Here is a 21,304-nt window from a genome sequence, read left to right as displayed (position 1 = left end):
GGCGGGTGCTTCTCCCGCCTTTTTGCTTGCGTTTGAGGCGCAATTCTCCATGCTACTGACATGGATGTAAGCAAGCTGCCGAACCATCACCCGGTGCCGTGGGACACGCGTTTCGAAGCGATGGCGCTGCCCGCGATGTTCGCGCGCACGACCAAGGCGTCGCCCGAAGCGCCGCTGCTGCACTTTCTCGGTCGCACCTATACCTATTCCGAACTTTACCGCGACGCGCAGGCGTTCGCGCGAGGGCTCGTGGCGCGCGGGATCGCGGGAGGGGATCGTGTCGGCCTCTTCCTGCCCAATGTGCCGAGCTATGTCGTCGCCTATTACGGGGCGATGATGGCGGGCGCCGTGGTCGTCAATTTCTCGCCCCTCTATTCGGTCGAGGAACTCGAACAGCAGGTCGCCGATTCGGGCACGCGCCTTCTGGTGACGGTCGACGTGCCCGAGCTTTATGCGACCGCGGAAAAGGTGCTGCGCGGCTCGGCGCTCGAAACGCTGGTGGTGAGCTCGCTGTCGCAGATGCTGCCGAGGCTGAAGGGTTTCGCGCTGAGGCTTTTTGCCCGCAGCAAGATCGCGAAAGTCGCTTTCGGCTCGGACATCCTGCGTTGGGACGAGTTCCTCGAAGAGGGCGTGCAGGTGGGCGGCGACCTGCCGACCGTCGATCCGCAATCGCTCGCGCTGCTCCAATACACCGGCGGCACCACCGGCACGCCCAAGGGGGCGATGCTGACTCATGCGAACCTGTCGATCAACGCGCAGCAAACCGCTGGCCTCAACCCCTTCGGCGATCCGTCGGGCGAGGTTTTCATGGGCGCGCTGCCCTTCTTCCACGTTTTCGCCAATACTGCGCTTCTCAACCATGCGGTCCTGACCGGCGCCTCGATCGCCATGGTCCCGCGTTTCGAAACCGGTCAGGTGCTGCAGACGATCGAGAAATACGGTGCCACGGGCTTTCCCGGCGTACCGACCATGTATCAGGCGCTGCTCGATCACCCCGATCTCGCCAAGACCGACCTATCGACGCTCAAGGTCTGCATTTCGGGCGGTGCACCGCTACCCGGCCCCCTGCGCGAAAAATTCGAGGCGGCGACCGGCGTTCGTCTGGTCGAAGGATATGGCCTTACCGAGAGCTCGGGCGTGGTCTCGGCCAACCCCTACGAAGGCGCGCGCAAACCCGGCACGATCGGGCAGGTCGTAATGCAGACCGAGGTGATGCTGCTCGACAAGGAAGACCCGACGAAATCGGCGGGCGATGGCGAGCCGGGCGAACTTGCGCTTCACGGTCCGCAGGTCATGCAGGGCTATTGGAACCGCCCCGAGGCGGCGAAAGCCGTCTTCGTCGAGCACGACGGCAAGACGTGGTTGCGCACCGGCGATGTCGCGACTTTGGACGAAGATGGCTTTCTGGAGATCGTCGACCGGATCAAGGACATGATCGCGGTTGGCGGGTTCAAGGTCTTCCCGAGCCAGGTCGAGTACGTGCTACTCGAGCACGAGGCGGTCAAGGAGGCGCTGGTGATCGGCCGGTCCGACACCTATCGCGGCGAAGTGCCTGTCGCCTATGTCACGCTCGATGCGGGCCAAGAGATCACGGGCGCTCAGCTGAAGGAATGGCTCAACGCCCGCGTGGGCAAGCACGAACGCGCCGACGATGTCGTCATCCGCGACGAATTGCCCAAGACGATGATCGGCAAGCTCGACCGCAAGGCATTGCGCGCGGAAGTCCTCGACTAGGGCGCGCCGCTCCACCAGACTACCTGGCGTTTCGCGGGATCGCGCGCAAAAGAGAAGGCCGCCTGCGTCATTGCGCGGGCGGCCCCCATCCCCTCCAAATCGTTGCGCCTCAGCCGGCTACGGCGAGCTCGGGCTTGGTCGCCGGTTGCGTCGCGGCTGGTGCCTTGGCCTTGGCGTCGCGGTGGGCGAACCGGCCTTCGACCTGCGCGCCCTGTTCGATCGTCAGCGCATCGTAGAACACGTCGCCTGTGATCTTGGCGCTCTTGAGAATGACGAGTTCGCGCGCGGTGATCGATCCGTCCACCGTGCCCGCCAGGCGGGCGCTTTCGGCCTTGATCGCTCCCTTGACGGCGCTGGTCTCGCCCTGGACGAGCGATGAACACGAAATGTCACCCTCGACCGAGCCGTCGATATGCAGGTCGGCCGACGCCTTGATGTCGCCGGTTATCGCAATGTCCGAACCGAACACGGAAAAAGTGGAATTGCTCTTGCTGGCCATGCGTTCGCGTCCCGGATTACTTGACTGAGGCGAGTTGGGGGACTCGCCGGATTTCTTCGAGAACATTGGGAGCGGTCTCCAGGAAGGTGCGCGGGTTCACTGCGCGATTGTTGATACGCACTTCGAAATGAAGGTGCGGGCCGGTCGAACGGCCCGTATTGCCGATCGCCCCGATCGTCTCGCCCGCGGCAACGCGCTCGCCCACCTTCGCGTCGAAACGCGACATATGGGCATAGCGCGTCATCAGGCCGTTACCATGCGTGATCTCGACCGTCTTGCCATAGCCGCCCTTCCAGCCGACGAAGCTCACGCGCCCGGCAGATGCGGCGCGGATCGGGGTGCCTATGGCGCCCTTGAAATCGAGACCCTTGTGCATGGCTCCGCGCCCGGTGAAGGGGTCGCGGCGGTAGCCGAAGCCGCTCGAAATCATGTCCTTGCGCGCCGGAGTGACCTGCGGGACACCCGCAAGCCCCCGTTCGAGCGCGGCCATGCGCGCGATCGACAGGCCGAGCCGTTCGAAGCGCGGGTCGATATTGCCCTGCGCGTCGGTTGCCAGCTTTTCGAGCGGGCCACCCATCGCGCTGCGGTCGGCATTGCGGATCATGCGATCGGGATTGAGACCGAGCGATTTGAGCGCGGCTGCCGCCTTCTGCGAGCGCCAGTCGGCATAGCGGGTCAGCCCTTCGACGAAGGCAAGCTGGCGCGCTTCGATCTTCGCCAACGCGCTGGCTTCGGGGATCGAGGCGCTGACCTTGTCGACCGTCGCCGAGGCTTCGCCGGCCGAATCGCTGACATTGGTCACCGACTTCACGTCCTCGGGCAGCGAGGCCACCATGTCCTCGATGAATTCCTGCCGCTTGACGAGGTCGGTGGCGACCGCGTCGATATCCTGGCGATAGGCGTTCACGCGCTCGGTCGCGGTTGCGACCTTCGCTTCGCGGTCGAGCAGCGAAAGGCGATCTGCGGTGGCGCGATATTGCGTCCAGCCCGCGCCCGCCATCGACACCGCCCAGACGACGAGCGCCGCCAGAGCGATCGTAGCGGCGGTCATCTGGACCTTCGACGAGATGGTGATGAAGCGAACTTGGCCTTCCGATCGCATGAAAAATTCGCGATCGGGGAACCAGCTCTTCACGCGGCTCCCCCAGCCACTGGTGGCAATCTTATTGCTCAAAACGACCCGTCCCTTATGGTCTTTTACGTCCCGGGTAGAGCGCTAACAAAGGTTGCTTGTGAAATCGAATCGCGGTTCCCGAAGAATCCACGAGTCGAAGCATCGATGGGACGAGTCGTTTCCTCGCTGCGGAATTTTCGAATCGTCGTGGGAACCGAAAATTAAGTCGTTGTTTACCAACAGCTTGCGATTCACGATGCGCGCCGTGAGCAAACCATTGTATAAATTCGACAAATTTGCGGGAGCTGAGCCGAAATGAGCAAGGGGCGGCGAATCGGCTTGCTCGGCGGCAGTTTCAATCCGGCGCACGGTGCCCACCGGCGGGTTTCGCTGTTCGTTCTGCATGCGCTTGCGCTCGACGAGGTTTGGTGGCTGGTCTCGCCCGGCAATCCGCTGAAGCCGAAGATCGGCATGGCACCGCTCGCGGCTCGCGTCCGTTCCGCGATGGATCAGGCAAAACGCGCACCTATCCGCGTCACGGCGATCGAACGCGAGCTGGGCACGCGCTATACGATCGACACGCTCGGCGCACTCGAGCGGCGCTATCCCAAGAAGGATTTCGTGTGGCTGATGGGCTCCGACAATCTCGCGCAATTTCATCGCTGGCGCGACTGGCGGGGGATCGCGCGCAGGATGCCGATTGCGGTCATCGCAAGGCCCGGCTATGATGCGGATGCTGTCGCGAGCCCCGCGATGGCCTGGCTGAGGCGCTTTTCCGTGCCGCTGTCCAGCTTCGTGAACAGGGGCGAATGGAGCGCACCGGCACTGGTGACATTGCGTTTCGATCCCGACGAAAGATCGGCCACGGCCATCCGCCGCGCCGATCCCGACTGGGCCTTACGCTATGCCGGACCGCCTCCGAGGGACCAGCTGACGCATCACTTGATACTGTCGGGGGAGGAAACCACCGCGCCATGATGCGCGTTGTCCCTCCCATGGCCCAAGCCTCTCATTTCAGGAGTACCGCAATCGCCTATGACACAGGCGCAGACAGGCCCGGCTGCATCCGGGACCGCTTCGGCACAGGTGATCGACTTGGCTGACGCGACAACCGATCCGCTGCTCAAGCTGGTATTGCAACAGCTCGACGACGATCAGGCGCAGGAGGTCGTGACGATCGATCTCGAGGGAAAGAGCTCGATTGCCGATCACATGGTGATTGCTTCGGGCCGCTCGACCCGCCAGGTCGCCGCAATGGCGCAGAAACTGGCCGAGAAGGTCAAACAGGCGGGCTTCGGCCCGGTGAAGCTCGAAGGGCTTCCGGCAGCCGATTGGGTCCTGCTCGATGCGGGCGACGTCGTGGTCCACCTGTTCCGTCCCGAGGTGCGTAGCTTCTACAACCTCGAGCGCATGTGGGCGTTCGGCGACGCACCGCCGGTGGCCGGCACGGCCTAGCGGGGCTTCGCGGACGCGTCCGCGGCTGCATACGCGCGGTCGACCGTGGTCTGCGCTTCGGCCTGTCGGGAGCGGTGGTCCTTGCCGATCCGCCGCCGTGATGGTTCAGGCGCTATTCCCGGAGCACTTCCTATCCTTCTTCACATTATCGCTCGCGGGAAGATCGCACGCTCACCCGAAGCGGATCTTGTCGCGCGTTATGAAAAGCGACTGACGTGGCCGGTGAAGATTACCGAATTGCCCGAAACCGGCGGTCGCACCGCCGATCCGTTGACGCCTTGCAAAACCGTGCTGCTGGATGAGCGCGGAAAGGACCTCTCTTCCGAAAAACTGGCGGAAATCCTCGAACGCTGGCGCGACGACGGCATGCGTGAATGCCGCTTCGTGCTTGGCGCGGCCGACGGTCATGCGCCGGAGGAGCGGCGCGAAGCGGACTTGCTGCTCGCTTTCGGCAAGGCCACCTGGCCGCACCTGCTGGCGCGTGCCATGCTCGCCGAGCAGCTCTATCGCGCAACGACGATTATCGCCGGGCACCCCTATCATCGCAGCGGCTGATCGGGCAGGAATGCCCCCGATGAGCCGCCGCCTTCCCCTCCTTGCCGCACTCGTTGCCATCGGGTTTCTGGGACTTCCTGCGACTGCACAGGCGCCGACGCGGTTCGAAACGGCGGAACAGGCCCGCGCGGCGCTCGATGCGGCGCGGCTCCAGCAGCGCAATGCGCGGGCGCGGGGGGAACGGCTCGAGCGCCAGGCGGCGCGTGGGCGCGAGGCGTCGGAAAAGGCGCGCGCCGAATCGGCGGCGATGGCGGCTCGCGTTCAACAGGCCGAGGCAGGCATCGACGCGGCCGAGGCCCGTCTCGCGCTTGCCAATCGCCAACGCCTTGCACTGGACCGCGAACTTGCCCAGCGCCGCACACCCCTCGTCCGCCTGACCGGCGCTCTCCAGTCTATGTCACGCCGGCCGCTGGCGCTTTCGGCGCTACAGCCGGGTTCTCTGCGCGATCTGGTCTATACGCGCGCCGTTCTCGACAGTACGATCCCGCTCGTGCGCGAACGGACGGCGGCGTTGCGCACCGATCTCGATCGCGCAAAAAGGCTCGAGTCCGAAGCGCGCCAGGCGCTCGCCGATCGCCGCGACAGTGAAGCCGCCTTGCGCGAGCGGCGCAAGCAGCTCGCCGCCCTCGCCGAGCAGGAACGCCTCAAGGCTCGGCAAGCCGCTGGCGGGGCCGACCGCGAAGCGCAGCGCGCGCTTGTTCTGGCCGAACAGGCGATCGATCTGGACCAGCTCATCGGGCGTCTCGAAGCTGCAGGATCGCTACGCGAACGGCTTGCCGCCCTGCCGGGGCCGTTGCCGCGCCCCGCCGATCCGACCAGCGCCAGCGTTTCGGCGCCGGCAAGCCCGCTGGCCAGCGCTACCGAGCCACCGGCGCGCTACCAGCTCCCGGTGGCAGGTGAGATTACCGCGGGTTTCGGCGAAGCGGGAACGAGCGGACAACGGCAGGCGGGACTTGCGCTTGCCGCCCGACCGCGCGCGCAGGTCGTTGCGCCGGGCGCCGGTCGGGTGGTCTTTGCCGGGCCCTATCGCGGCTATGGGCGGATTGTCATTGTCGAGCATGCCAGCGGCTGGACCAGTCTCGTGACCGGGCTCGATACGCTCGATGTGGCGGTCGGGCAGGACGTGACCGCCGGCTCACCGCTCGGGCTCGCTCCCGCACGGCGCGGTGAAGTGACGCTGGAACTGAGGCACGGCGGCGAGCCGGTCAATCCGCTCGACCACCTGCGATAGGACGCCGGTCGAAAATCGCTTTGCTGCAAGGCATTGGCCGCTCATCTGGCATTCAGCGCGCTCCAGCGATAGAATGGTGGCGCGCAAAGGAGAATTCTTGCCGATGAAATTCGCCGCCCTGGCCCGTTCGGCCGCCCTCGTCACCGCCGTCGCGCTGATCCCCGCGACCACCGCCAGCCTCGCGCAGGTGGAAGGCCGCGCCGGTCCGGAATTCGCCAAGGTGCTCGCGGTCTACCAGCGGATCAAGGCGAGCTATGTCGAGCCGGTCGAGGACGACAAGCTGATGCGCGGTATGATCGACGGCATGCTGGCCGCGCTCGATCCGCATTCGGGCTATCTTGACGGTAGCGACCTCCAGCGGCTCGAGACGATGATCGACGGCAATTATTCCGGTCTCGGTCTGTCCGTCGTGGCCGAAGACGGTGCAGTCAAGGTCATCTCGCCGTTCCGTGGCAGCCCTGCTGACAAGATGGGCATCAAGGCGGGCGACTTCATCACCCATCTCGACGGGCGCCTGATCGTCGGCCAGACGCTCGACGAGTCCGTGGCGCAGATGCGCGGGCGCGAGGGCACCTCGATCCAGTTGACGATTTTCCGTCCGGGGCGCGAGGAGCCCTTCGACGTGGATGTCACGCGCGGCGTGATAGAACTCGAGCCGGTCACCTGGGAACTGCATGACGGCAATATCGGCCACATCATGATCAACGAGTTCTCGCGCGATGTCGGCAGCGACGTGTTCACCGCTTGGGAAGATCTGCGTAAGACCGCAACGGGCCGCCTCAACGGGCTGGTGCTCGATATGCGCTCGAATCCGGGGGGCTCGCTCGACGAAGCCGTTGCGCTGTCCGATTTGTTCCTGAGCGACGGGCGGATCGTCTCGCAGCGCGGCCGCGCCCGGGGCGAGAACATCGCTTATGACGCCGAAACCGTGTTTCGCGGCGACATCGCGGAGGGACTTCCGATCGTCGTGCTGATCGATGCGGGTTCCGCCTCGGCCTCGGAAATCGTGGCGGGCGCCTTGCAGGACCATCGCCGTGCAGTGGTCATGGGCGAGCGCAGCTTCGGCAAGGGCAGTGTCCAGTCGTTGCTCCCTCTGGGCCGTGACGCTGCGCTCAAGCTGACTACCGCTCGCTACTACACCCCTGCCGGACATTCGGTGCAGGAAGGCGGGATCAAACCCGACATCACCGTGCCCCAGCTCTCAGATCCCGACCTTGCGCAGCGCGCGCGGTTCCAGATGCGTGAATCGGATCTGCGCGGCCATCTGATCAACGAAATCGGCCTCGCGGACGATGCGGTCGAGAAGGATTCGCGCGAGGATCCGCGCTTCCAGCAAACTGCGGAAGAGCTTGAGGAACAGGGTATCGAGGATTTCCAGCTGCATTACGCGCTGGAAACGCTGCGCCGGACCAGCCCCAAGAGCATTGCCGTACGAGCGAAATAGGCTAATCGCGGCCTCATGAGCCTTTCGCAGCACGCCCGCCTCGCCCGCGTCCTGGCGATTGCCGTTCCGGCTCTGCTGCTGGGCGGCGCCTATGTGTCCGAATACGGCTTCGGCCTCTATCCGTGCGAAATGTGCTGGTGGCAACGATGGCCGCATTTCGCCGCGTTCGGATTCGCGCTCCTGGCATACGTCGTCCCGCCGCAGCGCTTGTGGATCGGCGCCGCGGCCCTCGCCATCCTCGTCTCCGGCGCGATCGGCCTGTTCCATGCTGGCGTCGAATACGGGTGGTGGCCCGGCATCACATCCTGCGCGGTCGTTGGTGGAGGCGGTAGCGGCAATGCGCTCGAGGACATCATGAATACGCCGCTGGTGCGTTGCGATGCTCCGGCCTGGACGCTTTTCGGCATCAGCCTGGCGGGCTACAACTTCCTGATTTCGACGGCCGCAGGGGTGGCTATCGTTTCGCTGTTGATGAAGGATCGCAAGGCATGACCAAGGTTCCCGACCATATCGCGCGGATGATTCGCGTCGATCAGGCAGGCGAGTTCGGCGCAACGCGGATCTACGCGGGCCAGCTTGCCGTGATGGGCGATCGCGGACCCGATTCGGCGGAAATCGCCGGTATGGCCGAGCAGGAAGCCGGTCACCGCGCACAGTTCGATGCGCTGATGGCGCGGCGCGAGGTGCGCCCCACTGCGCTGCAGCCCTTCTGGGACCGAGCCGGTTTCGCGCTGGGGGCGGTAACCGCGCTGATCGGACCCGAAGCGGCAATGGCCTGCACGGCCGCGGTCGAAACCGAGATCGACGATCATTATTCCAAGCAGCTCGACCGGCTGCACGAGACCGGCGAGGATCCGGAGCTGGCCGCCATGATCGAGGAATTCCGCGAGGACGAGCGCGAGCACCGCGATGCGGCGCTTGCCGCCGGGGCCGAGCGCGCGCCCGCCTATCCGCTGCTGTCGGGTATCATCCGCTTGGGCTGTCGCGCCGCGATCCGCATTTCGGAGCGTGTCTGACGGGAACCGGCGGACCCGCCCCTGCGCTTCATAGAGAGTTCACCCCGCCGGGCGCTAGTTGCAAGTTGACAGAATTTCGCCGAGAGGACCGACATGTCGAAACCGTTGATTGCCATCGCCAGCCTCGCGCTTGCCATTCCCGCGGGAGCGCAGGCCCAGGACAGCGTCGAGACCGATGACGACAGCTACAATATGGTAATCGTCTATGGGGACGACGAATGCCCGCAAAGCACGGCAGACCAGATCGTCGTCTGCGCCCGCAAGGCCGAGGATGAGCGCTATCGCATTCCGCAGACCCTGCGCTTTTCCGACAGCCCCGAAAACGAGTCCTGGGCCGCGCGGGTCGAAAGCTTCGAGATGGCAGGCGATTTCGGCATCATGTCGTGCTCGCCCACCGGCGCGGGTGGCTTCACCGGCTGCACGCAGGAAATGATCAACGCCGCCTATGCCGACAAGGCCAACGATGCGGGTGTACGCTTCGGCGAGATTATCGCCGCCGAGCGCGCCAAGCGCCTGGCGACCATCGACGAGGAGGCTGCCGCCGAGCAGGAGCGCGTGGAGATGATCGAGCGCGAATATATGGAGCGGCTCGAGCGGGAACGCGCCGCCGAGGTGCCCGGCGAAGAAGCACTCCCGCAACCGGCGAGCGAAGACGGGCCGCAATAGACTCTATCGCGGGTCAACCATTTGCCGTTACTAGGCGCGCATGACTTCGCGCCGGAAGATTCTCACCGTGTTCGGGACGCGCCCCGAGGCGATCAAGCTGTTTCCGCTGGTCCATGCGCTGGCGCAAGACGAGCGGTTCGAAAGCCGTGTGTGCATATCCGCGCAGCACCGCGAGATGCTCGATCAGGTGCTCGAAATAGCCGCGATCATGCCCGATCACGATCTCGATCTGATGACGCCGGGGCAGACCCTCGATGCGCTGACGGCGCGCGCTCTGGTTGAGATCGGCAAGGTGCTCGACCTGGAGCAGCCCGATTGGGTCGTGGTTCAGGGCGATACGACCACGGTCATGGCAGGCGCGATTGCGGCCTATTATCGCAAGATCCCGGTTTGCCACATCGAAGCGGGCCTGCGCAGCGGCGACATCCACCATCCCTGGCCGGAGGAAGTCAACCGCCGCGTGGTCGGAAGCTTCGCCGCGCTCCACTGTGCGCCGACGGAAAACGCGCGCGGGGCCCTGCTACGCGAAAATGTCGACCCGGCGAGTGTGCACGTCACGGGCAATACGGTAATCGATGCGCTGCACTGGGTGACCAGGCGGGTTGCGGACGAACCGTCGCTCGCTTCCGGCCTTGCCGATCTGGAGGCGCGGTTTGCGGGCAAGCGGATCATCGGGATGACCAGTCACCGTCGTGAAAATTTCGGTGCGGGCATGCAGAATATCGCCAATGCGGTTAGGAATTTTGCATCGCGTGATGACATTGCGGTTATATTCCCCGTTCATCTCAATCCCAATGTACGGGCGGTAATGAACGGGCAACTGGCGGGCCTCGACAACGTCGCGTTGATCGAACCGCTCGACTATCCGCATTTCGCGCGGCTGCTCGATATCAGCCATCTGATGCTGACGGATAGCGGCGGAGTGCAGGAAGAAGCGCCCGCGCTGGGCAAGCCCGTGCTGGTGATGCGCGAGACCACCGAGCGGCCCGAGGGCGTGGATGCGGGTACGGCGAAACTCGTCGGCACCGATGCCGAGACGATCGTGCGCGAAACCAACCGCCTGCTCGACGACGAGGCGGCCTATGCGGCGATGGCGCGCGCGCACAATCCCTTCGGCGACGGCCATTCGGCTGCGCGCATTGCGGACCTGCTCGCAACCGCGTGATCGGGCGTTACTGTAAAATTTACCGACAGCCGCTAGACCCGCCCCCGCCAAGTACCAGGGAATCGATTTTCATGCGTGGTGACACCAAGCCCGACGTCTGCGTCATCGGCCTCGGCTATATCGGCCTGCCCACGGCCGCGATCATCGCGCGCGCCGGATGCCCCGTTCACGGCGTCGACGTGACCCAAGACGTGGTCGATACGATCAACCGCGGCGAGATCCATATCGAAGAGGTCGATCTCGACGGCTTGGTGCAGGCGGTGGTCCAGCGCGGTCTGCTCAAGGCCTCGACCGATGTCGCGCCCGCCGATGTCTTCGTAATCGCAGTGCCCACGCCCTTCGCCAGGGACGGCAACCACACGCCCGATACCTCCTATGTGATGGCCGCCGCCGAGAAGGTCGCCGATGTGCTCAAGAAGGGCGATACGGTGATTCTCGAATCGACGTCACCCGTCGGCACGACCGAGGCGATGCGCGATGCGATCGCAGCCAAGCGTCCGGATCTCGCCATGCCGGGCCTTTGCGAAGGCCAGCCCGATGTCTCGCTCGCCTATTGCCCCGAGCGCGTTTTGCCCGGCAAGATTCTCGAGGAACTCACGCATAACGACCGCTCCATCGGTGGTATCACGCCGCGTTGCGCGCGCAAGGCGCTCGCTTTCTACAAACGCTTCGTGAAGGGCGAATGCGTCACCACCGATGCGCGCAGTGCAGAGATGACCAAACTGGTCGAAAACGCCTTCCGCGACGTAAACATCGCTTTCGCCAACGAGCTCTCGATGATCGCCGACCGGCAGGGGCTCGACGTATGGGAGGTGATCCGGCTCGCCAACCGCCACCCGCGCGTGAACATCCTCACGCCGGGGCCGGGCGTCGGTGGCCACTGTATCGCGGTGGACCCGTGGTTCATTGTTCACGGCGCGCCCGAGGAAGCAAAGATCATCCGCCAAGCACGCGAGACCAATGATGCCAAGATGAACCACGTCCTGGCCCGCGCGAAGGCGCTGGTGGAGGCAAATCCGGACGCAAAGGTCGCCTGCCTCGGCCTCGCCTTCAAGGCCAATATCGACGATTTCCGCGAGAGCCCCGCGCGCTTCGTGGCGGCCTCGCTCGCGCGCGAATACGGCGAGCGCGTGCAAGTGGTCGAGCCCTATGCCGGCGAACTGCCGCCCGAATTCGCGAACACCGGCGCTGAGCTGGTCGACATCGATACCGCGCTGGAGGAATCGTTCGTGCTCATCACGCTGGTCGATCACGATGTGTTCAAGGTCATCCCGCCGGAGGAGCGGGCCGACAAGGCCGTCTACGACACCCGCGGCATCTGGCCCGACGTCGTTTAGGGCGCCCTCTATTTGTCGAGCGCGATATCGGGAGCATCTTCCTGCTTCATGCCGACCACATGGTAGCCGGCATCGACGTGGTGCGTTTCGCCAGTCACGCCCGATGACAGATTGGAGAGGAAATAGAGTCCGGAGCCGCCGACATCGTCGATCGTTATGTTTCGGCGCAGCGGGGAATTGAGTTCGTTCCACTTGAGGATGTAGCGGAAGTCGCCGATGCCGCTGGCCGCGAGCGTCTTGACCGGACCCGCGCTGATCGCATTGACCCGGATGTTCTGCGGACCGAGATCGTTGGCGAGATATTTTACCGAAGTCTCGAGCGCCGCCTTGGCCACTCCCATCACGTTGTAATGCGGGATGACCTTTTCCGCGCCGTAATAGGTCAGCGTCAGGATGCTGCCGCCTTCGGGCATCATCTCGGCTGCGCGCTGTGTCACCGCCACGAGCGAATAGGCGGAAATGTTCATCGTCATCAGGAAGTTATCGAGGCTGGTATCGACATATTTTCCGCGCAGCTCTGTCTTGTCGGAAAAGCCGATGGCATGGACGACGAAATCGATCGTTTCCCAGCGCGACTTGAGCGTGTCGAAGGCCGCATCGAGTGCCTCCATCTTCGACACGTCGCATTCGATCAGGAAATCGCTGCCCAGCTTCTCCGCCAGTGGGCCGACGCGCTTCTTCAGAGCCTCGCCCTGGTAGGAAAAGGCCAGCTCGGCGCCATGCTCGGCAAGCTGTTTCGCAATACCCCACGCCAGCGACTTGTCGTTGGCGAGACCCATGATCAGCCCGCGCTTTCCTGCCATCAACCCGCTCATGCTGCGTGCTCCTCTTCTTCCATTTCCTGCGCCAATGCGGCCCTGCGGGCCTCGTCGGTTTCCTCCGCGAGCTCCTCCTCGGGCGTCTCGGCCAGCGCGGCATTCAGTTCTGCGCCGATAACCACACCGAGCCCGACAAGCCAGAAAAAGAACAACGCGATCATCACACCGGCCAACCCGCCATAGGTAAGGTTGTAGGCGAAGAAATTGCGCAGCACTGCGGGCATGATCGTGGTCACCGAAATCCACCACAGTGTGGTCAGCAGCACGCCGGGCCATTTGGGATAGCGCTTGCGCCGGTACTTCGACGGGGTCAGCGAATAGAATATCAGGTAGAGCGACCCGAACAGGCCGAGCGAGGGAACGATACGCGTGAGGCGCAGGTCGGCAACACGGTCGACCAGCTGCGGGAAAAACGCCTCGATAACCTGTTGCGCGGTGCCGATCAGGAATTGCGCGATCAGGCTGAGCAACAGCAGGAAAACGGCGGCGAGGATCACGCCCGAGGACAACAGCCGGTACTTCCAGAAGGCATGCGTCGCCTGCGTGCCATAGGCGCGGCGCAATATGTCGCGAATGGTTTCGACCAGGCTGCCGACTGTCCACAAGCCGATCAGCGCGCCGACCCACAACAGCCATCCGCTGCGCGCCTCGATCACATCGCGCGCGACCGGCTCGATGACGTTGCCGACCATCGGCGGTAGCGCGAACAAGACCGCGTTGATCGTCGCCGCCCGCTCGGCTTCCTCGCCGAAGGCAGAGAACACCGCCGCACCGAGGATGAAGAACGGGAATATCGCCAGCATCGAGAGATAGGCGAGATTGCCGGCGTGGATGAAGCCGTCGTTGTACGTGCCAACCAGCGTGCGCTTGGCCACTTCCCAGACGCGCGTACCGGGGCCGACGCTGTCCCCGATACGATCCCTCAGATTGCGAGCCTCTTTCCGGCGTTGCTCGGGCGACAGCGAGCGGATCTCGCGCTCCTGACTTTCCGGAAATGGCTTTGGCGACAAGGGCTAAACCCCCAGCTTGCTCCGCGGGTCGCCCGTGTCCTTCCATCCCTCGAGCCGCTTGGCAAGCTCGTCGAGCTGATCGGGCAGCTGGATTTCAAGCGTTACAAGCTGGTCGCCGCGGGTGCCGTTCTTGCGGGTGAAGCCCTTGCCCTTCAGGCGCAGCACGGTCCCGCCGTGGGTTCCGGGCTTGATCGTCATCATCACCGGGCCATCGACCGTCGGCACGCGGACCTTGCCGCCGCTCACCGCTTCATCGAGCGTTATGGGCAGGTCGAGGCGCACGTCGTCGCCCTCACGCCGGTAGTGGCGGTGGCGGTCGATCGCGATGGTGACCAGCCCGTCGCCTGCACCGCCCGGACCCTGTTCGCCCTTGCCCTTGAGGCGCATTTGCGTGCCGTCTTCGACGCCCTTGGGCAGCTTGAGATCGATCGTCTTGCCATCGGACAAGGTAATGCGCTGGGGCTTGAGCGTAGCGGCATCGATGAACGGCACGCGCAGCTTGTAAGCGATATCGGCCCCCTTTTGCGGTCGCGGGCGGTGTTGCTGGGCGCCGCCGAAAGGGCTGCCCCCGCCGTGCGGGCCACGGCCGCCGAAGAGGCCTTCGAAAATGTCGCCCAGATCGACCTGGTCGTTGCCGAAGCCTTGGAAATCCTCGGCCCGAAAGCCGCGCTGACCGCCATTGGGCCTGAAGCCACCGCCCCCGCCCATGCCGGCAAAGGGATTGGCGGGGTTGCCGTCGGCATCGATTTCGCCCCGGTCGAATTGCGCGCGCTTGTCCTTGTCGGACAGAAGGTCGTAGGCATTGGTGACCTGGCTGAACCGCTCCGCCGCGCTGGGATTGTCCTTGTTGCGGTCGGGATGCAGCTCTTTCGCAAGCTTGCGATAGGCGCTCTTGATGTCCTTCTCGGAGGCACCGCGGGTCACGCCAAGCGTGGTATAGGGATCTGGTGTATTCATGGCCATCGAGCGTGTTAGCTAGGCACAACAGCGCGGCTGCGCAAGCGTGAGCGGTTTCCTATGGGGCGCAATGGCGATAGGGGCCTTCGCATGAACGGGAAATCTCTTCTGTTCGCAACGGATTCCGGGCCAAAACGAGCCTCGGCGTGTTTTGCTCCTGAACCGTGTTCCATGTGTTCCATCCCGTAGGAAACCCACCGATGCAGAACGATGAAAGCGCCATCCCGCAAAGCGACCCCTTCGCCCTGTTCGAAGTGTGGTTCGCCGAGGCGAAAGAGAGCGAGCCGAACGATCCCAATGCCATGGCGCTGGCGACCGCGACGCCAGACGGTCTTCCCTCGGTTCGCATGGTCCTGCTCAAGGGGCACGGCCCGGACGGCTTCGTGTTCTACACCAATGTCGAGAGCCGCAAGGGCGAGCAGATCCGGGCCAATATGCGCGCCGCACTGCTGTTCCACTGGAAGAGCCAGCGTCGCCAGATCCGCATCGAAGGCCCGTTGGAAGAGGTCACCGAGGCGGAGGCCGATGCCTATTTCCATTCACGCCCGCGCGTGTCGCAGATCGGCTCGGCTGCGAGTGACCAGTCGCGTCCTTTGGCCGATCGCCGGGTCTATCTAGATCGCGTCGCGGCGATAGAGGAACGCTATCCGGAAGGCGGCATCCCGCGTCCCCCGCATTGGACGGGGTTTCGCCTGAGCCCCCGCAGGATCGAATTCTGGCATGATCGGCAGTATCGCCTGCACGATCGTCGTCTGTTCAGCCGGGACGGCGCGGATGATGCCTGGTCCAACACGCTGCTCTATCCGTGAGCGACAACCGTGCCTTGCTCGCCCGCTCGGCGGCGATGGCCTCCATTTCGGTGGCCGTGGTGCTGGTCGCGCTTAAGACCTGGGCGAGCTGGCGCACCGGTTCGACCGCCATGCTCGGCAGCCTGGCCGATTCGGCGCTGGACCTCATAGCCAGCTTGGCGACCTTGACGGGTGTGTGGATCGCCTCGCAGCCGGCCGATGAAGAGCATCGGTTCGGCCATGGCAAGGCCGAGGCGCTGGCGGCGATCTTCCAGGTGATGCTCATCGCGCTGTCGGCCTTCGGTATCGCGGTGCGTGCCATCATGCAGCTTGCCGGGCAGGGCGAAACTGCCGCCGCGGAAGAGGGGATAGCCGTCTCGCTGATCGCCATCGTGCTGACCTTCGCCCTGCTGGGCTGGCAACGTTACGTCATGAACCGGACGCGCAGCCTAGCAATCCAGACCGATCACCTGCACTACAAATCGGACCTGTTCCTCAACCTCGCAGTCATCGCCGCCTTGGTGCTCGATCAATTCGTCGGAATCGGGATAGCCGATCCGCTTTTCGGTCTGGCCATTGCCGCCTGGCTGGGCCTGGGTGCCTGGCGCGGCGCGAGCGAAGCGGTCGACGATCTGATGGATCGCGAATGGCCCGAGGACAGGCGACTCGCATTCATCGAGGCGGCGTCGAAGCACCCCGAACTTTCGAACCTGCACGATCTGCGCACCCGCACCAGCGGCAATCGCGACTTCGTGCAGTTCCACGTCGACCTCCCGCCGCTCATGACGATCGAGGAGGCCCACGACATCATCGAACGCGTGGAAGCGGATCTTTGCGCGCAATTTCCCGGAATGGAATTGCTGATCCACATCGATCCGGAAGGCCATGTGGACGAACCCGACAACCCGCTGGCCGAGGATAACGAGTTCGCCAAACTGGAGAAAGACGAATGACCGGCAAGCTGCCCTACTGGCATGTCGATGCCTTCGCAGACCGGCCCTTTGCCGGAAACCAGGCGGCGGTCATGCCGCTCGAGCACTGGCTCGACGATCCGGTCCTGCAGGCGATCGGCGAAGAGAACAATTTCGCCGAGACAGCCTTCGTCGTGCGCGATGCGAGTGGCGAAGCCGATTGGGAGCTGCGCTGGTTCACCCCGACCGAAGAAATTCGGCTGTGCGGCCATGCGACGCTTGCCAGCGGACACGTGTTGCTGACACGCGACGGCGGCGAGCGCGTGACCTTCCGCACGCGCAAGGCGGGCGTTCTCGAAGTGGCGCGCGCGGAGGCGGGTTACGCGCTCGCTTTGCCATTGATCCGCACCGAGCCCGGCGAATGGGCCGAGGCCGTGGCGCTGCTCGGGGCAACTCCGGCAGAGGTGTGGCTAAGCCCCGATGGCTACGGCGTCTATCTGTTCGACAGCGAGGATGAGGTGCGTGCGCTGGATCCCGATTTGCGCGGATTGCGGGCGTTGGGGAACGACCAGTTCATCTGCACCGCTCGCGGTGAGGAGACCGACGTTGTGAGCCGTGTCTTCGTGCCCGGCGGCGGCGTCGACGAGGACAGCTTCACCGGTTCGGCGCATGCCGCGCTGACCTATTTCTGGACCGAGCGGCTGGGCCGCGACAGCTTTACCGCCTTCCAGGCCTCGCGGCGGGGCGGGCGGGCGACCTGCAGGCGCGAAGGCGACAAGGCGGTGCTGTCGGGACCCTGCGTAACCGTGGTCGAGGGCAGCTTCTTCCTGCCCTAGGTTTCCGGATAGAGTTCGATCACATCGGCGAGCTGCTGCAGCATCGCGATCCGCTCTTCCCGGTTCGAATGGCCGAGCCGCACGACGGTCAGCTTCTGGGACGGGGAGACGAATACATATTGCCCCATGTGGCCGGCCAGCGAGAAGGCGCTGTGCGGTGCGCGATCCGGAATCAACGGGTGTTCCTCGCCCTCCGGTAGCGGACGATTGAGCCAGGTCTGCAAGCCGTAATGCGGACTTTTCGGGCTCGGTTCGACCATTGCCTCGACCCACTGGCGCGGGACCAGCTGCTCGCCGCGATAGGAGCCCTTGTTGCGCAGCAGTTCCCCCAGCTTTGCCCAGTCGCGCGCGGTGGCGTGAATCAGACTGCCACCGATGAGCGTGCCCGAGCGGTCGAACTCGGGCACCACGCTGGTCATGCCGAGCGGAGCGAACAGCCGCGCATCGAGATAATCGGCCACCGCCTTGCGCCGCACGTCGGGGTCCCTGCTTTCGGTCAGCGCGCGCGCGGCAATGTCGGCGAGGATGACAGTGGTGTTCGACGAATATTCGAACTTTTCGCCCGGTTCGGCCTCGAGCGGTTGGGCGGTGGCATAATCGGCCATATCGTCGCGCCCGTCGAGAAACAGCATGCGCACTTCGGAACTCTCGTAGGGCGGTTCGCCTGCTTCAGTATGCTCGAGCCCGGCACGCATCTGAAGCAGATGGCGCAGCGTGATCTCCGCGCGCGGATCGCCGGTGCGCTGCCAGCGCGGGACCGGCGCCGGGGCATCGAGCCGCAATTGGCCATCGGCAACCAGCATGCCGATCATCACCGCGGTAAGGGTCTTCGCCATCGACCAGCTGACGAAACGCGTGTCTTCGTCATAACCCGGCGCATAGCGCTCCACCGCCAGCTTGCCGCCGTGATAGACGACCAGCGCGCGCGTTTCGCCGAGGCCGTCGAGTGCGAACAGGTCGTCGGCCGCGCGCGCCAGCGGCCTGGTCGGCGCTCCGGGATCGGCTGTTACCGCAGCCAGCGCCTCTTCGCTGACGGGCGGTTCCTCGACCGGGCCGGGGGAGCCGCAGGACGCAAGGCTTGAGGTGGCGAGGGCAAGCGCGATAAGGGGGGCGGTCCGCGTGGTCATGGCCCGCGTCACTCGCACGAAGGAATCCCGCTTGGCAACGGCCAAAACACGCTCCCGCAAGTCGCGCCTCTGGTTGTGGTCGGTTCTCCTCGTGGTCGTGCTGCTCGGTGCGGCCTGGCTCGCTTGGGGCGAAGGCCTGCGCAAAACCGGCGGGGTCGGTTCCGCCTATGCCGCGCGCGTTGCCTGCTCGTGCCGCTTCGTTGCCGGGCGCAGTCTCGAAGATTGCGCCAAGGACAAGCTCGAAGGGATGGAGCTGATCTCGCTGAGCGAGGACGCGGCAACGAAGAGCGTGACCGCCTCGATCCCCTTGGTCGAATCCGACACCGCCAGCTACCGGGAAGGCTATGGCTGCATCCTGCAGGAGTGGAAGGGTTAGGCGGCGACCTGGCTGGTCGATTCGATCCAGCCCCCACCGACGACCCGATCGCCTGCGTAGACGACCGCCGCCTGCCCCGGCGCTACCCCGAACTCCGGCGTGTCGAAGCGGATCGTGGTGGTCGCCCCGTTGCCGAGTGCCCCGTCCAGGATGATCGGAACCGGCTTGGCGAGGCTGCGTACCTTGGCGGTCAATGGCACATCGGGCAGCGGGCCGATCCGGTTGGTTTCGACGATCCGCGCCGCGGTAACTGCCAGCATTCGCTTGGGGCCGACGCGGACCTGCGCGTTTTCGGCGTCGATGCCGACGACATAGAGCGGTTCGGGCTGGCCGCCGATCTCGAGCCCGCGCCGCTGCCCCACCGTATAATGGATCACGCCCCTGTGTTCGCCCAGCGTCTCGCCAGTCGCGGCATGGACGATGGCGCCTGGTCGGCCGCCTTCTGGGCGCATCTTCCTGACGATCTTGGCGTAATCGCCATCGGGCACGAAGCAGATGTCCTGGCTGTCGGGCTTGCCCGCATTGCGCAGGCCGGCACTTTCGGCCATCTCGCGCACCTCGGCTTTGGGCATTCCGCCCAGCGGGAATCGCAGGAAATCGAGCTGCTGCTCAGTCGTGGCATAGAGGAAATAGGACTGATCGCGTGCCGGATCGGCGGCGCGGTGCAGTTCGGGGCCTGCCGGACCGATGACCCGGCGGACATAGTGGCCGGTCGCGAGGCAGTCCGCCCCCAACTCGCGCGCCATCGCCAGCAAGTCGGTGAATTTGGGCCCCATGTTGCAACGGATGCAGGGTACCGGCGTGCGCCCGGCAAGGTAATCGTCGGCAAAGGTCTCGACCACCTCTTCGCGAAACGCGCTTTCGTGATCGTGGACGTAATGCGCGATGCCGAGCCGTTCGGCGACGGCGCGCGCATCGCGGATATCGTCGCCCGCGCAGCAGGCGCCCTTGCGCCCGGTGGCGGCGCCGTAATCATAAAGCTGCAGTGTGATGCCGATGACTTCCGCGCCGGTGCGCGCCGCCAGCGCGGCAACGACCGAACTGTCGACGCCGCCCGACATCGCGACGACGATGCGGCATTCGGCTGCCGGTCGTGGCAAGTCGAACAGAGCGGCGGCCTGGTCCGGCGAAAGGGTTGCAGTTTCGGGCATGCAGCGCCCCATACACATATTGGGGGCTTGCCACCAGTAGCCTACCGTAAGCGCCACATGCGATGTTTCATGGAACCTTTACCATGCGCGCTTATCCACAGCGCCTATGTTTGAACGAAACATCGAAGGGGCAGAGCATCAGGAACCGCGTGACACGGCGGATTTGCGCCAGTTCCGCTGGACCGACCTAGTGGCCAAGCTCGCTGCGACTCGGGACTTGCGCGATGAACTGGACAAGGTCGAGGGCGGGTTCAACGCCTTCGGAGAAGCCCGCCGCGAAGGCGTCCAGGAAAGTGAATCGCCTGTTAACCATGATGCTTTAAGCGATGGCAAAGCAGCGCGCCTAGGCCTTGGACGAGCCGCAAACGATGCGGTGCAAGGCGATAGAGAGAAAGAATGATCGAAAACCAGGACATCCGCCCTGCCCAGGTTATCGGCCCACTCGGGGAGCCGCTGACCCTTGACGACCTGCCCTCGCCCAACACGAAGCGCTGGGTCGTGCGACGCAAGGCGGAGGTGGTGGCTGCCGTCAATGGTGGTCTGCTGACGATCGACGAGGTGCTCGAGCGCTATTCTCTCAGCCTCGAGGAATTCGCATCGTGGCAGCGTGCAGTCGATCGTTCGGGAATGCAGGGCCTGCGCGTGACGCGTATCCAGCACTATCGCGACCTCTACGAACGCCAGCTCAAATACTGACCGCACCGCGACATATCGCGCGGGAACCAACTCACCCCACACACGCTCCACCTCTCACTCCGGCACGAAATCCGGGGAACTGTCCGCCGCTTCCGCTCATTGAAGAAGCATACGGGCGGCGGGCTTAGCAGGAGGAATTGCAATGGGTTGGATTATCGCGATTATCGTAGGCGGTATCATCGGCTGGCTGGCCAGCCTGGTGATGAACCGCGATGCCTCGATGGGCATCTTCTGGAACATCGTCGTCGGCATCGTCGGCTCGTTCATCGGCGGCTTCATCGGCTCGATGATCGGCGTCGGCGCGACGCTGACCGAGTTCAGCGTACCTGGCCTGCTGATGTCGCTCCTGGGCGCCATCGTGCTTCTGGGCATTGCCAATCTCGTACAGCGCGGCCGCGTGCGCTGAGCGGCCGGCTCC

Annotated in this window: 25 protein-coding genes; 18 read left to right on the top strand and 7 right to left on the bottom strand. The window is 64.6% G+C overall.

Annotation, left to right across the window (positions count from 1 at the left end; all coding sequences use genetic code 11):
- Window positions 1-60 precede the first annotated feature (60 nt).
- The gene (locus ASS64_RS07245) at window positions 61-1,734 is read left to right on the top strand and encodes an AMP-binding protein (RefSeq protein ID WP_067692013.1); all 1,674 of its coding nucleotides are present in this window, start codon (window positions 61-63) and stop codon (window positions 1,732-1,734) included.
- Window positions 1,735-1,843: 109 nt separating this feature from the next.
- Here the strand turns inward: ASS64_RS07245 and ASS64_RS07240 are convergent, their stop codons facing one another.
- Together ASS64_RS07240 and ASS64_RS07235 are read right to left on the bottom strand one after the other, a co-directional pair.
- Window positions 1,844-2,233, bottom strand: a complete 390-nt coding sequence (locus tag ASS64_RS07240) for a polymer-forming cytoskeletal protein (protein ID WP_067692011.1) — start codon at window positions 2,231-2,233, stop codon at window positions 1,844-1,846.
- A 16-nt stretch (window positions 2,234-2,249) separates the two neighbouring features.
- Window positions 2,250-3,335 (bottom strand): M23 family metallopeptidase, encoded by a 1,086-nt coding sequence (locus tag ASS64_RS07235; protein ID WP_083508261.1) that lies wholly within the window; start codon window positions 3,333-3,335, stop codon window positions 2,250-2,252.
- Between the two features lie 327 nt (window positions 3,336-3,662).
- Between ASS64_RS07235 and ASS64_RS07230 the strand changes: the two genes are divergently transcribed.
- The 10 genes from ASS64_RS07230 to wecC all read left to right on the top strand — a co-directional run bounded on the left by ASS64_RS07230 (window position 3,663) and on the right by wecC (window position 12,216).
- Window positions 3,663-4,325, top strand: a complete 663-nt coding sequence (locus ASS64_RS07230; RefSeq protein ID WP_067692005.1) for a nicotinate-nucleotide adenylyltransferase — start codon at window positions 3,663-3,665, stop codon at window positions 4,323-4,325.
- A gap of 57 nt (window positions 4,326-4,382) precedes the next feature.
- A complete protein-coding gene (gene rsfS / locus ASS64_RS07225) occupies window positions 4,383-4,802 on the top strand; it encodes a ribosome silencing factor (protein ID WP_067692003.1) in 420 nt (139 codons plus the stop codon).
- Between the two features lie 132 nt (window positions 4,803-4,934).
- Window positions 4,935-5,357 (top strand): 23S rRNA (pseudouridine(1915)-N(3))-methyltransferase RlmH, encoded by a 423-nt coding sequence (locus ASS64_RS07220; RefSeq protein WP_067693051.1) that lies wholly within the window; start codon window positions 4,935-4,937, stop codon window positions 5,355-5,357.
- A 19-nt stretch (window positions 5,358-5,376) separates the two neighbouring features.
- Window positions 5,377-6,588 (top strand): murein hydrolase activator EnvC, encoded by a 1,212-nt coding sequence (locus ASS64_RS07215; protein WP_067692000.1) that lies wholly within the window; start codon window positions 5,377-5,379, stop codon window positions 6,586-6,588.
- A 103-nt stretch (window positions 6,589-6,691) separates the two neighbouring features.
- The gene (locus tag ASS64_RS07210) at window positions 6,692-8,032 is read left to right on the top strand and encodes a S41 family peptidase (protein ID WP_067693048.1); all 1,341 of its coding nucleotides are present in this window, start codon (window positions 6,692-6,694) and stop codon (window positions 8,030-8,032) included.
- A 15-nt stretch (window positions 8,033-8,047) separates the two neighbouring features.
- Entirely contained in the window at window positions 8,048-8,524 is a 477-nt protein-coding gene (locus ASS64_RS07205; RefSeq protein WP_067691996.1) for a disulfide bond formation protein B, read from the top strand.
- Entirely contained in the window at window positions 8,521-9,048 is a 528-nt protein-coding gene (locus tag ASS64_RS07200; RefSeq protein WP_067691993.1) for a demethoxyubiquinone hydroxylase family protein, read from the top strand. Before ASS64_RS07205 ends, ASS64_RS07200 begins: the two co-directional genes overlap by 4 nt.
- A gap of 93 nt (window positions 9,049-9,141) precedes the next feature.
- Window positions 9,142-9,714, top strand: a complete 573-nt coding sequence (locus ASS64_RS07195) for a hypothetical protein (RefSeq protein ID WP_067691990.1) — start codon at window positions 9,142-9,144, stop codon at window positions 9,712-9,714.
- Window positions 9,715-9,754: 40 nt separating this feature from the next.
- The gene (wecB, locus tag ASS64_RS07190) at window positions 9,755-10,879 is read left to right on the top strand and encodes a non-hydrolyzing UDP-N-acetylglucosamine 2-epimerase (protein WP_067691987.1); all 1,125 of its coding nucleotides are present in this window, start codon (window positions 9,755-9,757) and stop codon (window positions 10,877-10,879) included.
- Window positions 10,880-10,950: 71 nt separating this feature from the next.
- Complete coding sequence (gene wecC, locus ASS64_RS07185) at window positions 10,951-12,216, top strand: UDP-N-acetyl-D-mannosamine dehydrogenase (RefSeq protein ID WP_067691984.1); 1,266 nt, start codon at window positions 10,951-10,953, stop codon at window positions 12,214-12,216.
- 8 nt (window positions 12,217-12,224) lie between these two features.
- Here the strand turns inward: wecC and fabI are convergent, their stop codons facing one another.
- The 3 genes from fabI to ASS64_RS07170 are packed head-to-tail and all read right to left on the bottom strand — an operon-like array spanning window position 12,225 to window position 15,007.
- Window positions 12,225-13,031, bottom strand: coding sequence for an enoyl-ACP reductase FabI (fabI, locus tag ASS64_RS07180; protein WP_067691981.1), 807 nt, complete (start codon window positions 13,029-13,031; stop codon window positions 12,225-12,227).
- Window positions 13,028-14,044 carry a YihY/virulence factor BrkB family protein gene (locus ASS64_RS07175; protein WP_234002354.1) on the bottom strand — a complete coding sequence of 339 codons (1,017 nt, stop codon included), beginning with the start codon at window positions 14,042-14,044 and terminating at the stop codon, window positions 13,028-13,030. The genes fabI and ASS64_RS07175 overlap by 4 nt, the downstream gene beginning before the upstream one ends.
- A gap of 3 nt (window positions 14,045-14,047) precedes the next feature.
- Window positions 14,048-15,007: a DnaJ C-terminal domain-containing protein gene (locus ASS64_RS07170; protein ID WP_234002353.1), complete on the bottom strand. Its 960-nt coding sequence runs from the start codon at window positions 15,005-15,007 to the stop codon at window positions 14,048-14,050.
- A gap of 194 nt (window positions 15,008-15,201) precedes the next feature.
- On the opposite strand from ASS64_RS07170, the gene pdxH reads away from it, so the two are divergent.
- From pdxH to ASS64_RS07155, 3 genes are read left to right on the top strand one after another with little or no spacing between them, the layout of a single operon-like run.
- The gene (gene pdxH / locus ASS64_RS07165; RefSeq protein ID WP_067691978.1) at window positions 15,202-15,810 is read left to right on the top strand and encodes a pyridoxamine 5'-phosphate oxidase; all 609 of its coding nucleotides are present in this window, start codon (window positions 15,202-15,204) and stop codon (window positions 15,808-15,810) included.
- Entirely contained in the window at window positions 15,807-16,742 is a 936-nt protein-coding gene (locus tag ASS64_RS07160; RefSeq protein ID WP_067691974.1) for a cation diffusion facilitator family transporter, read from the top strand. Before pdxH ends, ASS64_RS07160 begins: the two co-directional genes overlap by 4 nt.
- Complete coding sequence (locus ASS64_RS07155; RefSeq protein WP_067691971.1) at window positions 16,739-17,536, top strand: PhzF family phenazine biosynthesis protein; 798 nt, start codon at window positions 16,739-16,741, stop codon at window positions 17,534-17,536. The genes ASS64_RS07160 and ASS64_RS07155 overlap by 4 nt, the downstream gene beginning before the upstream one ends.
- Here the strand turns inward: ASS64_RS07155 and ASS64_RS07150 are convergent.
- Window positions 17,533-18,663 carry a serine hydrolase gene (locus tag ASS64_RS07150; protein ID WP_067691968.1) on the bottom strand — a complete coding sequence of 377 codons (1,131 nt, stop codon included), beginning with the start codon at window positions 18,661-18,663 and terminating at the stop codon, window positions 17,533-17,535. The two genes, ASS64_RS07155 and ASS64_RS07150, sit on opposite strands and share 4 nt — an antisense overlap.
- Before the next feature lie 31 nt (window positions 18,664-18,694).
- On the opposite strand from ASS64_RS07150, the gene ASS64_RS07145 reads away from it, so the two are divergent.
- On the top strand, window positions 18,695-19,039 hold the full coding sequence (locus ASS64_RS07145) for a hypothetical protein (RefSeq protein WP_234002352.1): 345 nt from the start codon (window positions 18,695-18,697) through the stop codon (window positions 19,037-19,039).
- On the opposite strand, the gene mnmA is transcribed toward ASS64_RS07145, so the two are convergent.
- Entirely contained in the window at window positions 19,036-20,190 is a 1,155-nt protein-coding gene (gene mnmA / locus ASS64_RS07140) for a tRNA 2-thiouridine(34) synthase MnmA (protein ID WP_067691965.1), read from the bottom strand. The two genes, ASS64_RS07145 and mnmA, sit on opposite strands and share 4 nt — an antisense overlap.
- Before the next feature lie 106 nt (window positions 20,191-20,296).
- Here mnmA and ASS64_RS07135 point away from each other — a divergent pair, with 106 nt between their 5' ends.
- The 3 genes from ASS64_RS07135 (at window position 20,297) to ASS64_RS07125 (ending at window position 21,292) form a co-directional block, all read left to right on the top strand.
- On the top strand, window positions 20,297-20,590 hold the full coding sequence (locus ASS64_RS07135) for a hypothetical protein (protein ID WP_067691962.1): 294 nt from the start codon (window positions 20,297-20,299) through the stop codon (window positions 20,588-20,590).
- A complete protein-coding gene (locus tag ASS64_RS07130; protein WP_067691959.1) occupies window positions 20,587-20,886 on the top strand; it encodes a DUF1153 domain-containing protein in 300 nt (99 codons plus the stop codon). The genes ASS64_RS07135 and ASS64_RS07130 overlap by 4 nt, the downstream gene beginning before the upstream one ends.
- 142 nt (window positions 20,887-21,028) lie before the next feature.
- Window positions 21,029-21,292, top strand: coding sequence for a GlsB/YeaQ/YmgE family stress response membrane protein (locus tag ASS64_RS07125; protein ID WP_067691956.1), 264 nt, complete (start codon window positions 21,029-21,031; stop codon window positions 21,290-21,292).
- The last annotated feature ends 12 nt before the right edge of the window (window positions 21,293-21,304 follow it).

Origin of the sequence: Erythrobacter sp. AP23, assembly GCF_001542855.1 — a bacterium.
In the GTDB taxonomy this organism is placed as follows: Bacteria; Pseudomonadota; Alphaproteobacteria; order Sphingomonadales; family Sphingomonadaceae; genus Qipengyuania.
The sequence above is the reverse complement of the archived record's forward strand: the minus strand, read 5'-3'. Positions and strand labels throughout refer to the sequence as shown.

Coding starts and splice junctions, on each gene's coding strand:
- ASS64_RS07245 (WP_067692013.1), top strand. CDS start 61: ATGGATGTAAGCAAGCTGCCGAACCATCACCCGGTGCCGTGGGACACG.
- ASS64_RS07240 (WP_067692011.1), bottom strand. CDS start 2,233: ATGGCCAGCAAGAGCAATTCCACTTTTTCCGTGTTCGGTTCGGACATT.
- ASS64_RS07235 (WP_083508261.1), bottom strand. CDS start 3,335: ATGCGATCGGAAGGCCAAGTTCGCTTCATCACCATCTCGTCGAAGGTC.
- ASS64_RS07230 (WP_067692005.1), top strand. CDS start 3,663: ATGAGCAAGGGGCGGCGAATCGGCTTGCTCGGCGGCAGTTTCAATCCG.
- rsfS (WP_067692003.1), top strand. CDS start 4,383: ATGACACAGGCGCAGACAGGCCCGGCTGCATCCGGGACCGCTTCGGCA.
- ASS64_RS07215 (WP_067692000.1), top strand. CDS start 5,377: ATGAGCCGCCGCCTTCCCCTCCTTGCCGCACTCGTTGCCATCGGGTTT.
- ASS64_RS07210 (WP_067693048.1), top strand. CDS start 6,692: ATGAAATTCGCCGCCCTGGCCCGTTCGGCCGCCCTCGTCACCGCCGTC.
- ASS64_RS07205 (WP_067691996.1), top strand. CDS start 8,048: ATGAGCCTTTCGCAGCACGCCCGCCTCGCCCGCGTCCTGGCGATTGCC.
- ASS64_RS07200 (WP_067691993.1), top strand. CDS start 8,521: ATGACCAAGGTTCCCGACCATATCGCGCGGATGATTCGCGTCGATCAG.
- ASS64_RS07195 (WP_067691990.1), top strand. CDS start 9,142: ATGTCGAAACCGTTGATTGCCATCGCCAGCCTCGCGCTTGCCATTCCC.
- wecB (WP_067691987.1), top strand. CDS start 9,755: ATGACTTCGCGCCGGAAGATTCTCACCGTGTTCGGGACGCGCCCCGAG.
- wecC (WP_067691984.1), top strand. CDS start 10,951: ATGCGTGGTGACACCAAGCCCGACGTCTGCGTCATCGGCCTCGGCTAT.
- fabI (WP_067691981.1), bottom strand. CDS start 13,031: ATGAGCGGGTTGATGGCAGGAAAGCGCGGGCTGATCATGGGTCTCGCC.
- ASS64_RS07170 (WP_234002353.1), bottom strand. CDS start 15,007: ATGGCCATGAATACACCAGATCCCTATACCACGCTTGGCGTGACCCGC.
- pdxH (WP_067691978.1), top strand. CDS start 15,202: ATGCAGAACGATGAAAGCGCCATCCCGCAAAGCGACCCCTTCGCCCTG.
- ASS64_RS07155 (WP_067691971.1), top strand. CDS start 16,739: ATGACCGGCAAGCTGCCCTACTGGCATGTCGATGCCTTCGCAGACCGG.
- ASS64_RS07150 (WP_067691968.1), bottom strand. CDS start 18,663: ATGACCACGCGGACCGCCCCCCTTATCGCGCTTGCCCTCGCCACCTCA.
- mnmA (WP_067691965.1), bottom strand. CDS start 20,190: ATGCCCGAAACTGCAACCCTTTCGCCGGACCAGGCCGCCGCTCTGTTC.
- ASS64_RS07135 (WP_067691962.1), top strand. CDS start 20,297: ATGTTTGAACGAAACATCGAAGGGGCAGAGCATCAGGAACCGCGTGAC.
- ASS64_RS07130 (WP_067691959.1), top strand. CDS start 20,587: ATGATCGAAAACCAGGACATCCGCCCTGCCCAGGTTATCGGCCCACTC.
- ASS64_RS07125 (WP_067691956.1), top strand. CDS start 21,029: ATGGGTTGGATTATCGCGATTATCGTAGGCGGTATCATCGGCTGGCTG.